Below are 12,286 nucleotides of genomic sequence, written 5' to 3'. Positions count from 1 at the left end.
AGACTTGCCAGTCAGCTACCGGCCCCCCACAGCCCGCTCAGGCTCTGCAGCGCGGAGCCACTGGCGCCTTGTTGCCCCAGGTATTGCAGGATGACAGGGACAAACTGGCTGACCATGCTGCTGTCCATGCCCAGTGCCTTGAAGGCATTGTTCACATCGCCCATGCTCTGCACGTTGCCCAAGGCACTGTTGAGCATCGAATTGTCGCCTGCCTTGCTCCCGCCCAACAGCTTGCCCAGGCCGTTGGCACCGCCCAGGCTGTCGAGTGCCGAAGTACCGGAGAGTTGCTCCAGACCAGGAACCGATTTAGCCAGTTGCGAGTAGTCATTGCCGGCCAGTTTGTTCTTCGCCAACCCCAGCAATGCACCTGTCCCGCCAACCGCCTGTTCCGGGGTCACGTTGAGCTGAGAGCCCAGCGCGTTGAGCAGGCCTGCGGCTTCAGGCGCAGCGGTGGCTTTCTGATTCCCGCCGGTGGCGTTGGAAACCGCATTCGCCGCGTCATTCAGGTTGAAGGCAAACACCGGGCTTGCCGCCAGGCCCATCAACGTTGCCAGTGCCATCACACGTGCAGTCTTCATTCGGTCAACCTCATCAAACCTGAACCGCCCGTGAGTGGGCGGTAAAACAGACTTTTGACTGAATGAGCCAAGGCTTGTTCCCGAAGCCTCACAGGAGAGAGCGGCTATTTCCGATTGCGACGTTTGAGCGTGACGTCCAGACGGGCATTACCTGACAGTCCTGATAGCTAGGCTGCGATCAACGTCATGCGCACACTGAACCTCAATGGTCCGTGCCACCGAGGAAAGCCTGATGACTTCCATCGATTCTACCCTGCTGTGCCGTTACCGCTACGACCCTGTCGATCGTCTGGCAAGTACTTCGCGTACAGATCAGGACACTGCGCAGCATTTCTATATAAAGAACCATTCGACTATGCAGATTCAAGGTCAACATCGAAATAGACAGCTACACGTGGATGGGTACTTATTGGCGCAACAGAATCAGCAGGATCATCAAGCCAGAGTTACGCTGCTTGCCAGCGACCAACAGCGTTCGATCATTACGATACCTGGGGCCAGGGTTTCGTATACGCCGTATGGCAACAGTAACTCATCGACTATCCCTCCAGATCTACCGAGTTTCACAGGGCAGCATGCAGACCTCGTGACCGGACATTATCTGTTGGGTAATGGCTATAGGGCATTTAATCCGGTGCTGATGAGATTTAACAGCCCTGACAGTTTGAGCCCGCTTGGTGAAGGTGGATTTAACGCGTATGTTTATTGTTTCGGGGATCCGGTCAACTGCGTGGATGAGGACGGACATCTAAAAACCAGAGTGTTAGCCAGCATTTTCAAAGGATTAAGACCCTCACCGACGATTAGAAACAAACTCAGCATAACTCGACATGCTTCTGTATTACCGCCGAAATCAGATTTGGATGTTAAAACGCTTGCTGGAATGATACAGGGTAATGTAACCAACAACGTCTCAGAAAGAGTGCGTAAGGTAAAGTCTCGCGTCAGAGTCGTTAGTACAAAGGACGGGCGACTTATCATGAAGAAACCTAAGCACTACATAAGGCGTTTGAAGCAGGCTGGTACGTTCAGCGAACCAGAGCAGAGGGCCATACAGCTGCAGATGCGCCCCCTTCCTCCCGCTCCCGATGGCCGATGGCTCGGCCCCCGTCCGAGCCTCAAGAGAACAAACGAAACGCACGCGTATGAACAGGACTCATCCGAATATCTCCAGGATGCAACCGAGGTCATGAGCAGCGCCATGCCCCCAAAAAAGCGAAAAGACATCCTTTATATCGAGATCGAGAACGAAACCGCAAGGATTCGAGGCTCGAACCAAGCCGTGACACCTGGTGATTCTAATAGCTAGGCTGCGAACCGGATTTCGAGCAGGCTCAAACCTGAGTGATTCACGTCAGAGAAGGTAAGCTCCATGAGCTCGATTGCACAGGCACAGCTTTGCCGTTATCACTATGACGCGGTGGATCGCTTGGCACGCAGCGAACTTCAAGGTCAAATCAGCCTGAAGCTTTTCTATAAAAAGAACCGTCTGACTACGCACATTCAGGGACACACACAGCGCACTCTGCTGCACGCCGATGAACAATTGTTGGCGCTTCGGGTTGGGCAGAACCAGACGATAACGCATGTATTGCTCGCGACCGACCAGCAGGCATCGGTCATTGCGACACCTAGGGAGAGGGCTTACTTTACGCCGTATGGTCATCGGCATCCGCAAGCCAATTCCATGAGCCTACCCGGCTTCAATGGCCAACAGGCAGATCGGGTAACCGGGCACTATCTTCTGGGCAACGGTTACAGAGCGCTCAATCCGGTATTGATGAGGTTCAACAGCCCGGACCGTTTGAGCCCGTTTGGCGAGGGAGGATTGAATGCGTATGCCTATTGCAAGGGGGACCCGGTTAATCAGGTTGATCCGACAGGGCTCATACCTGCGTTCATGAAACCTTTTCGCAAATGGCTGGCGCGCATAAATACACCGCCTCCGGAGGCTAAAGACGCCTTTGTGCGCCTGGAACTGAGCAATAAACGAACGGTGAAGGAAGAGATTAATATCTACGATCACGATATCGGGTCAGGACAAAAACAGCTGGTCGTCAACGCACATGGCGCACTCCCCGGTACTGCCAGTAACAGCACGCTGTTTGCCCAGCAAAAATACGTAGGTGCAGAGCATCTGATCGCTGAACTAAAAGAACAAGGCACCGTGTTCGAAAACTACGAAAGTGCGCACATCATCGCGTGTTACTCTGCTGACACCCTTATGCCGTTCGCAAAACAATTCTCACGTCAAACCGGCCTCCCCACGTTGGGCTACCGGAAAACTGTAACTGCTGAAGAAAAGCTGAGTGGAAATGCCATCAGAATCGAAATCATGCGTAAAAACCTGTTCGAGCTCTCTTCTTCCAAAAAACACAAAGCGCGTGGCAAAAGCTTTAGCTACGCCCCCTACTGGTTTGGGAGAAGCAACTCCTCCACTTCCGTCTGATCTGGAGCGGGCAACCTGAGCTGCCCGCTCCAGACCACGTCACGCTGCACAACGTGTGCGAATCAATCACAAACGTCTTCGGCACACCCGCATCGAACTCGCCATAGCCATGCAGCACATCAGCGATTTTGATCGTTACACCACGTCTGACCACTGTATCTAATGACCATGGCGATACTCACAAAAGATCTGTTTACAACGCTGTCAGCGTTTTAATAACGGTGCTTATTCAGCAACACGATTCTGCCTTACTACACTGAGCACACTTACACCTGACGATTCTGATAGCTAGGCTGCGAACCGGATTTCGAGCAGGCTCAAACCTGAGTGATTCACGTCAGAGAAGGTAAGCCCCATGAGCTTGATCGCACAGGCACAGCTTTGCCGTTATCACTATGACGCGATGGATCGCTTGGCACGCAGCGAACTTCAAGGTCAAATCAGCCTGAAGCTTTTCTATAAAAAGAACCGTCTGACTACGCACCTTCAGGGACACACACAGCACACACTGCTGCACGCCGATGAACAACTGTTGGCGCTTCGGGTGGGGCAGAACCAGACGACAACGCATGCATTGCTCGCGATCGACCAGCAGGCATCGGTCATTGCGACACCCGGGGAGAGGGCTTCCTTTACGCCGTATGGTCATCGGCATCCGCAAGCCAATTCCATGAGCCTACCCGGCTTCAATGGCCAACAGGCAGATCGGGTAACCGGGCACTATCTTCTGGGCAACGGTTACAGAGCGTTCAATCCGGTATTGATGAGGTTCAACAGCCCGGACAGTTTGAGTCCGTTTGGCGAGGGCGGATTGAATGCGTATGCGTATTGCATGGGCGATCCGGTCAATCGAGACGATTCCACAGGGCACACGCCTGCCTTCATCAAAAGGGCTTTTAGGTTCATGGGGCTCATTAAAAAATCCCCTCGTGCAACCAATCCAAAGATGAAGAATTTCATCCCTCTGAGTGAAGATGCTTATACCTTCGAGGATGTGATCGAAGGACAGAAGAGGCTGAATATTTCAGCGCATGGAGGAAGGTCTGAAGGGTCTCCCGCTTGGAAAATGGTTATGAATAAGATGGTCTTCTCAGCAAAACAAATCCACAGTTTTCTCCAACAAAAGGGCTATGACTTGGAGAAGTATAAACAGATACGTTTGATCTTCTGCTATTCGGCAGATGGAGGCCAGACCTCATTTGCTGCTGAGTTTGCAGATCTCACCCAAAAGCCCGTCACCGGTTTCAAGGGTAAAGTTGCAGATAACCGGAGTGTGCAAGGCGTTGCCAGGACCGTCGCTGATATTCGAAAACAATACCCGAAACAGTCAGATAGCGCTGTGGCCGAGTACTACTCAAAGAGGAAACATAAGATTCTCCTCCCAACAGATCAAGACGAGATTGTCGATTTCCTTCCGAAGACGAGTCGTTGATCAATGGCCCATCAGCGGGTGATGTAACTGCGACCGGACTTGGGAAACACCCACCTTTCTCAAGCCCGGACACAACACATCCATCGCTCTCATGCAGCCGTCAACATCACGCCGCGCTGAACAACCTGTGCGGATCAATCACAAACTTCTTCGGCACACCCGCATCGAACTCGCCATAACCACGCGGCGCATCATCAAGGCTGATGACCTCGACCCCCACTACGTCAGCGATCTTGATGCGATCCCACATGATGGCTTGCATGAGTTGGCGGTTGTACTTCATGACCGGCGTCTGGCCGGTGTGGAAGCTGTGAGACTTGGCCCAACCCAGGCCAAAGCGGATACTCAGGCTGCCCATTTTCGCAGCGGCATCCACGGCTCCTGGATCTTCAGTGACGTACAGCCCGGGAATGCCGATCTTGCCCGCGACGCGCACCACGCCCATCAATGAGTTGAGCACCGTGGCCGGCGCTTCTGCCTGCGCACCGGCATGGCCATGCCCGCGCGCCTCGAAGCCCACCGCATCGATTGCGCAATCCACTTCAGGCTCGCCCAGCAGCGCAGCGATCTGTTCATGCAAGGGCGTGTCCTGCGACAGGTCGGCAATCTCGAAACCCTGAGCCTTGGCGTGAATCAGACGGGTCGGATTGACGTCCCCTACGATCACCACCGCAGCGCCCAGCAAACGCGCCGAAGCCGCCGCTGCCAGACCCACCGGCCCGGCACCGGCCACGTACACAGTGCTACCCGGCCCGACACCTGCGGTCACTGCGCCGTGGTAGCCGGTGGGCAGAATGTCTGAGAGGCAGGTCAGGTCGCGGATCTTTTCCATCGCAGCATCGCGATCCGGCAGTTTGAGCAGGTTGAAGTCGGCGTAAGGCACCAGCACATACTCCGCCTGACCGCCGACCCAGTCGCCCATGTCGACATAACCGTAGGCCCCACCCGCACGAGCGGGGTTCACGGTCAGGCAGACGCCCGTGTGCTGTTCCTTGCAACTGCGGCAGCGGCCGCATGCCACGTTGAACGGCACGGACACAAGATCGCCGACTTTCAGATGTTCCACATCACGACCGGCTTCAAGCACTTCACCGGTGATTTCATGGCCGAGCACAAGCCCGGTCTGGGCAGTGGTGCGGCCGCGAACCATGTGCTGGTCCGAGCCGCAGATGTTGGTGGACACCACGCGCAGAATCACACCGTGTTCGATACGCTTGCCGCGTGGGTCTTCCATTTTGGGGAAAGGAATGCTTTGCACTTCGACCTTGCCAGCGCCGAGATACACTACACCGCGATTACCAGACATGCTTTCACCTCGCTTTTATTGTGTTGTAGCGGAGAAATGCGCTGCTTTTATTGATGTTGCAGCAACGCACCGATTGCTCTGGGTTGCTTGTGTTGTAACTTGCAGGGAAACCATGACGGTGGGAGGGGCTTGCCCGCGATGCGTGTTTTCAGGCGACTTGCGGATAGCCGGTCTGACACCATCACCGGCAAGCCGCCTCCCACAGTCCTGTGACTCCTGTGATCCCTGTGATTGTGTTGTGAAACCCTACAACACCACCGTCCTGTTGGCGTTGAGAAACACCCGCCGTTCAATGTGATAGCCCACGGCGCGAGCCAGTGTCAGCCCTTCAATGTCACGGCCCTTGGCAATCAGGTCCTCGGGATAGTGACTGTGATCGACCACCTCCACGCCCTGCGCGATGATCGGGCCTTCGTCCAGGTCGTTGTTGATGTAGTGCGCCGTTGCACCCACCAGCTTCACGCCCTTGTTGTAGGCCTGATGATAAGGCTTCGCCCCTTTGAAACCGGGCAGCAATGAATGGTGAATGTTGATCGCCTTGCCATCGAGCTTGCGGCACAGATCCGGTGACAGCACTTGCATGTAGCGGGCAAGGATCACCAGTTCGGCACCGGACTCTTCGATGACCTTCCAGACCTTGGCCTCTTGCGCAGGTTTGTCGTTGGGGTCGAGGGGGAAATGGTAGTACGCAATTCCGTGCCACGCTGCCAGTGGCTCAAGATCGGGGTGATTTGACACCACCGCGACCACGTCCATGGACAGCTGATTGATGCGCTGGCGGTATAGCAGGTCATTCAGGCAATGATCCGCCTTTGACACCATGATCACGACTTTCGGCCGGTAGTTGGGCGCAGTCAGTTCGAATATCATGCCGAACGCGCTGCCCCGCTCGGCCAGACCTGCGCGAAAACCCTCTTCGTCGAAGCCGTCGGGCTGGCGAAATTCGACACGAATGAAAAAGCGTCCCGACAGGCGATCATCGAACGAGTGGTGCTCGGTCACGTAGCAACCCTGCTCGAACAGAAAGCGGGTCACGGCATCGACCGTACCCAGGACGCTGGGGCAGTCGGCAGTCAAAATCCATGTATCGGGGGCACGACTCATTAAGCGAATACTCCTGAATCCTTATCGCCTGTCAGGTCTTCGCGAAGACGCTGGATCAGACACCATTCACTTCAAGCCTGAACACTCAAACCATACTCGGCCGACGCATCCTGCAGCCACAGCCACCAGTAATCGGCGAAGCTGCGACGAATCAGCAGTTCCCAGGTTTCTTCGCCTGTACGACGGATCACCAGTTGCGACTTGGCGAACACCGTGCCGACGGCCTTGCCCACTGGAAAGTTGTCCGGGTGAACATCGTAGCTGGTGGATTTCATCAGGACCTGACGAACCCTGGGACCGGTCAACTCGAGAATCGACTGGCCACCGCTGACGTTGACGATTGCGATGTGCAAGCCCGCCAATGCTTCACGCAGTTGTTGCTCCGCAGCGAGTTCTTCGCCGCTCGGCACGATCAGCAGCCACTCGTCCGGGCCCATCCACTGCAGCGAACGTTCACCACTGATAACCAGCATCAGTGCTGCGGGCAACTCCATGCCAAGCGCCTTGTGCACGCCAGCAGCAAACGCCGGATCGTGGGCATCACCACGAAGAGTCAGGTGGCCCAGCAGCTTCTTCTCGCGCAAGAACACGCCCGGACTGGCGCGGCCTTTGCCGACAAGGCTTTCCAGACTCGCGTGAAACAACGGCGACTCGGCTTTCACGTCGGTGGTCGGGCGTTGTGGGTAAACATTGACTGTGGTCATGGATCACCTGTTTTGAATTCTGTTGTAAGGCACGGCGTACATGATCGTTCCTGCGTCGGACACGGAGCGTCCAGAGAGGCATTCCCCACGCCGGAGCGTGGGAACGATCCGATCACGCATTTACTCCACGTTCTGCTGCTCGCCCTTCGGATCGAAGAACACCGAGGAAACGATCTCGGCCTCAATCACGCTGCCATCGGCCAACGGTGCAAACACGCGCTCGCCCATGCGGTTCAAGCCACCCTTGACCACACCCATTGCAAATGAATAACCCAGCGAATTGTGCGCGTAGCTGGAGGTCACGTGACCAACCATGCTCATCGGAATCGCCTGCTTTGTGTCGAACACCAGTTGCGCACCTTCCGGCAGCCATTGGTTCGGATCAACCGGCTTGAGGCCGACCAGTTGCTTGCGCTGTTCACGCACGCAATCTTCGCGGTTCATGCCGCGCCAGCCGATCCACGAAAACGGTTTGGTACGACCGACGCACCAGCCCATGTTCAGGTCGTCCGGGGTCATCGAGCCGTCTGTGTCCTGACCGACGATGATGAAACCTTTCTCGGCTCGCAGAACGTGCATGGTTTCGGTGCCGTAGGGCGTCAGGTTGTACTGCTTGCCCGCTTCGACGATCTTCTCCAGCACGCCCATCGCGTAGTCGGCCTGAATGTTGACCTCGTAGGAAAGTTCGCCAGTGAAGGAGATACGGAACACCCGGGCCGGTACGCCAGCCACCAGACCTTCTTTCCAGGTCATGAACGGGAAGGCTTCGCGGCCAAGATCGATGTCGGTGACTTCGCTGAGCAGCTTGCGGCTGTTGGGGCCGGACAGCGTCAGGGTCGCCCAGTGATCGGTCACAGAGGTGAAGTAGACCTTCAGGTCCGGCCACTCGGTCTGCTGATAGATTTCCAGCCATTGCAGAACGCGTGCAGCGCCGCCGGTAGTGGTGGTCATCAGGAAATGGTTGTCGGCGATGCAGGCAGTCACACCGTCATCGAAGACCATGCCGTCTTCCTTGCACATCAGGCCATAACGCGCCTTGCCCACGTCCAGTTTGGTCCAGGCGTTGGTGTAGATGCGGTTCAGGAATTCACGGGCGTCTGGCCCTTGAATGTCGATCTTGCCCAGTGTCGAGGCGTCCAGCAGCCCCACGCTGGCGCGCACGGCCTTGCATTCGCGGGCGACAGCGGCGTGCATGTCTTCGCCGTTTTTCGGGAAGTACCACGGACGTTTCCACTGACCGACGTCTTCGAATTCCGCACCGTTTCGCACATGCCACGCGTGCAGAGCGGTAAACCGCACCGGCTCGAAAACATGGCCGCAATGCCGACCGGCAATCGCGCCGAAGGTCACCGGCGTGTAGTTGGGGCGGAACATGGTAGTGCCCATTTCCGGGATCGACACGTTCAGCGAACGCGCCGCGATGGCCAGACCGTTGACGTTGCCCAGCTTGCCCTGATCGGTGCCGAAGCCCAGCGCGGTGTAGCGCTTGACGTGCTCGACCGACTCGAAGCCCTCACGGGTCGCCAGCTCGATAGCCGCAGCGGTGACATCGTTCTGCAGGTCCACGAATTGCTTCGGCGCACGAGCAGTGCCTTTTTCGTGCGGCACCTGGAACAGCGCCAGGGTCGGCTCTTCAGCGCGGCTGAGGGCTTTAGGCATGACGCCTTCGACCACCTTGAAGCCCGCTTCGCTGGCAGCGCGCACGCCACCTTCAAAACCATCGGCCAGGCTGTCCGCCAGGCTGTAAACACCGTTCACGCCGCCGACACAAACGCGTTTCTGCGGTGCTTCGCCCGGCACGAAACCGAGAATATCTTCGCGCCAGACCGGCTTGCCGCCCAAATGCGACGCCAAGTGAACAATCGGGCTGTAACCGCCGGAGCTGGCAACCAGATCGCACTCCAGCCACTCTCCGGGGCTGGTCACGCTGTGTGACTTGACGTCGATCGCGGCGACACGTGCAGCCGTCACGCGCTTAGTGCCACGGGCTTCGATCACAGCGCTGCCGGTCAGGATACGGATGCCTTTGGCACGCGCCTCTTCCACCAGCGGACCGCGCGGGTTGTGGCGCGCATCGGCGATCGCCACCACTGGCAGACTGGCATCCAGCCAATCCAGCGCAACGCGATAGGCATGATCGTTGTTGGTGGACAGCAAAAGCTTCTTGCCCGGCGCCACACCGTAGCGACGTACATAGGTAGAGACGGCACCGGCCAGCATGTTACCCGGCACATCGTTGTTGCCGTAGACCAATGGACGCTCGTGAGTACCGGTCGCCAGCACCACCCGTTTGGCGCGCACACGGTGCATACGCTGACGCACCATGCCGATGGGCGCTCGGTCGCCGAGGTGATCGGTCAGGCGCTCATGAATCGTCAGGAAGTTGTGATCGTGATAGCCGTTGACCGTGGCGCGAGGCAACAGGGTCACGTTGCGCAGACTTTTCAGCTCGTCAATGACAGTAGCCACCCATTCGATGGCCGGCTTGCCATCCAGGCTTTCGCGACTGTCGAGCAGACTGCCGCCGAACTCTTCCTGCTCGTCGGCCAGAATCACGCGGGCACCACTGCGCGCCGCGGCCAGAGCCGCCGCGAGCCCCGCAGGACCAGCGCCGACAATCAGCACGTCGCAGTGCTGGTTCATTGCATCGTAGCTGTCCGGGTCGTTCTCGGTCGGCGAGCGCCCCAGACCTGCCGCCTTGCGGATGTACTTTTCGTACGTCATCCAGAAGGACTGCGGGTACATGAACGTCTTGTAATAGAAGCCCGGCGGCATCAACTTGCCGCCGACCTTGCCGAGGATGCCCATCACGTCGTTGTTCACGCTCGGCCAGCCGTTGGTGCTGGTCGCGACCAGTCCCGAATACAGGGCTTGCTGAGTGGCACGTACGTTGGGGATCTGCGTGGCTTCGGTCGCACCGATCTGCAATACGGCGTTCGGTTCTTCGGAGCCTGCCGCAAAAATGCCGCGTGGACGCGAGTACTTGAAGCTTCGGCCGATGATGTCGACGCCATTGGCCAGCAATGCGGACGCCAGCGAGTCGCCTTCAAAGCCTTGATAGGTCTGACCGTTGAAGGTGAAATTCAGCACCTTGCTACGGTTGATACGGCCGCCGTTGGGCAGTCGATTGCTCTGGCTCATACCTTGTCTCCCTTGTCCGTGAACTGCGGCTTCGCGCCAATCGGATAGGTTTCGAGAATTTCATAGGTCACGGTGTTGCGCGTGGCATTGAAGTACTGACGGCAACCGGCTGCGTGAATCCACAGCTCGTGGTGCAGGCCGCGCGGGTTGTCGCGGAAGAACATGTAATCGCCCCACTGCTCGTCGGTGCAGGCACCCGGATCGAGCGGGCGCGGAATGTGCGCCTGGCCCGATGCGTGGAATTCCTCTTCGGAGCGCAGTTCGCCACAGTGAGGACAGAAGATATGCAACATAGGTGTTTCTCCTGTTTAGTGGGCGACTGCCGCTGCGCCGTGTTCGTCAATGAGTGCGCCGTTGTGGAAACGGTCGATGGAAAACGGCTTGGCCAACGGATGCATTTCACCTTTGGCCAGGCTTGCGGCAAACACGTTGCCCGAGCCGGGTGTGGCCTTGAAGCCGCCCGTGCCCCAACCGCAGTTGAAGAACATGTTCGGGACTGGCGTCTTGGAGATGATCGGGCAGGCGTCCGGCGTGGTGTCGACGATGCCGCCCCACTGACGGTTCATGCGTACGCGGGACAACACCGGAAACATCTCGACGATGGCCTGGATGGTGTGTTCGATGACCGGGTACGAACCACGCTGGCCGTAGCCGACCCAGCTGTCGATACCGGCACCGATCACCAGGTCGCCCTTGTCGGACTGGCTGATGTAGCCGTGAACGGCGTTGGACATGATCACGCTGTCGATGATGGGTTTGATCGGCTCGGACACGAGCGCTTGCAGCGGATGGGACTCGATCGGCAGACGAAAGCCCGCCAGTTTGGCCATGTGGCCGGAGTTGCCTGCGGTCACAACGCCGACGCGCTTGGCGCCGATGAAACCTTTATTGGTTTCGACACCGATGCACACACCGTTTTCCTTGCGGAAACCGATGACTTCGGTCTGCTGGATCAGGTCCACGCCCAGTGCATCGGCAGCACGGGCGAAGCCCCAGGCCACGGCATCGTGACGGGCAACGCCACCGCGGCGCTGAACCGTCGCGCCGATGATCGGGTAACGGGTGTTCTTCGAGCAGTCCAGATAAGGAATTTCTTCCGCCACCTGCTTGCCGTTGAGCAACTCGCCATCCACGCCATTGAGACGGTTGGCGCTGACACGACGCTCAGAATCACGCATGTCCTGCAAGGTATGGCAAAGGTTATAGACGCCACGCTGGGAGAACATGACGTTGTAGTTCAGATCCTGTGACAGCCCTTCCCACAATTTCATCGCGTGCTCATACAAGTGAGCCGATTCGTCCCAAAGGTAGTTGGAACGCACGATGGTGGTGTTACGAGCCGTGTTGCCACCGCCCAGCCAGCCCTTTTCGACCACGGCCACATTAGTGATGCCGTGCTCTTTGGCCAGATAGTAGGCAGTCGCCAGTCCATGCCCGCCGCCGCCGACGATGACCACGTCGTAGACCTTTTTAGGGGTTGGCGTGCGCCACATGCGCTGCCAGTTCTCGTGGTGGCTGAGGGAGTGCTTGAGAAGGCCGAAGCCTGAGTAATGCTGCATGTAGGGCTACTCC

General features: G+C 57.5%; 10 protein-coding genes. 3 read left to right on the top strand and 7 right to left on the bottom strand.

Going from position 1 to position 12,286, the window contains the following annotated elements:
- Nucleotides 1–11 precede the first annotated feature (11 nt).
- On the bottom strand, nucleotides 12–578 hold the full coding sequence (locus KDX39_RS22145; RefSeq protein ID WP_231661810.1) for a DUF2780 domain-containing protein: 567 nt from the start codon (nucleotides 576–578) through the stop codon (nucleotides 12–14).
- Nucleotides 579–810: 232 nt separating this feature from the next.
- On the opposite strand from KDX39_RS22145, the gene KDX39_RS22140 reads away from it, so the two are divergent.
- The 3 genes from KDX39_RS22140 (at nucleotide 811) to KDX39_RS22130 (ending at nucleotide 4,459) form a co-directional block, all read left to right on the top strand.
- Nucleotides 811–1,887, top strand: a complete 1,077-nt coding sequence (locus KDX39_RS22140) for an RHS repeat-associated core domain-containing protein (protein ID WP_231661809.1) — start codon at nucleotides 811–813, stop codon at nucleotides 1,885–1,887.
- Between the two features lie 63 nt (nucleotides 1,888–1,950).
- Nucleotides 1,951–3,027, top strand: coding sequence for an RHS repeat-associated core domain-containing protein (locus tag KDX39_RS22135; RefSeq protein ID WP_231661808.1), 1,077 nt, complete (start codon nucleotides 1,951–1,953; stop codon nucleotides 3,025–3,027).
- A 355-nt stretch (nucleotides 3,028–3,382) separates the two neighbouring features.
- Nucleotides 3,383–4,459, top strand: coding sequence for an RHS repeat-associated core domain-containing protein (locus tag KDX39_RS22130; protein WP_231661807.1), 1,077 nt, complete (start codon nucleotides 3,383–3,385; stop codon nucleotides 4,457–4,459).
- Nucleotides 4,460–4,565: 106 nt separating this feature from the next.
- Here the strand turns inward: KDX39_RS22130 and fdhA are convergent, their stop codons facing one another.
- From fdhA to KDX39_RS22100, 6 genes are all read right to left on the bottom strand, one after another.
- Nucleotides 4,566–5,765 carry a formaldehyde dehydrogenase, glutathione-independent gene (gene fdhA / locus KDX39_RS22125; RefSeq protein WP_231661806.1) on the bottom strand — a complete coding sequence of 400 codons (1,200 nt, stop codon included), beginning with the start codon at nucleotides 5,763–5,765 and terminating at the stop codon, nucleotides 4,566–4,568.
- Nucleotides 5,766–6,011: 246 nt separating this feature from the next.
- Nucleotides 6,012–6,869, bottom strand: coding sequence for a formyltetrahydrofolate deformylase (gene purU / locus KDX39_RS22120; protein WP_043305535.1), 858 nt, complete (start codon nucleotides 6,867–6,869; stop codon nucleotides 6,012–6,014).
- 71 nt (nucleotides 6,870–6,940) lie between these two features.
- Nucleotides 6,941–7,573, bottom strand: a complete 633-nt coding sequence (locus KDX39_RS22115) for a sarcosine oxidase subunit gamma (RefSeq protein ID WP_099228676.1) — start codon at nucleotides 7,571–7,573, stop codon at nucleotides 6,941–6,943.
- Between the two features lie 120 nt (nucleotides 7,574–7,693).
- The gene (locus KDX39_RS22110) at nucleotides 7,694–10,714 is read right to left on the bottom strand and encodes a sarcosine oxidase subunit alpha (protein ID WP_231661805.1); all 3,021 of its coding nucleotides are present in this window, start codon (nucleotides 10,712–10,714) and stop codon (nucleotides 7,694–7,696) included.
- Complete coding sequence (locus KDX39_RS22105; RefSeq protein WP_024685489.1) at nucleotides 10,711–11,007, bottom strand: sarcosine oxidase subunit delta; 297 nt, start codon at nucleotides 11,005–11,007, stop codon at nucleotides 10,711–10,713. Before KDX39_RS22105 ends, KDX39_RS22110 begins: the two co-directional genes overlap by 4 nt.
- 15 nt (nucleotides 11,008–11,022) lie before the next feature.
- Nucleotides 11,023–12,273, bottom strand: coding sequence for a sarcosine oxidase subunit beta family protein (locus tag KDX39_RS22100; RefSeq protein WP_002555602.1), 1,251 nt, complete (start codon nucleotides 12,271–12,273; stop codon nucleotides 11,023–11,025).
- Nucleotides 12,274–12,286: the final 13 nt, after the last annotated feature.

Source organism: Pseudomonas sp. CDFA 610, from assembly GCF_021147865.1.
GTDB classification, from domain to species: domain Bacteria; phylum Pseudomonadota; class Gammaproteobacteria; order Pseudomonadales; family Pseudomonadaceae; genus Aquipseudomonas; species Aquipseudomonas alliivorans.
Note: the sequence above shows the minus strand (reverse complement) of the source record. Positions and strands in the feature narration are given on the sequence as shown.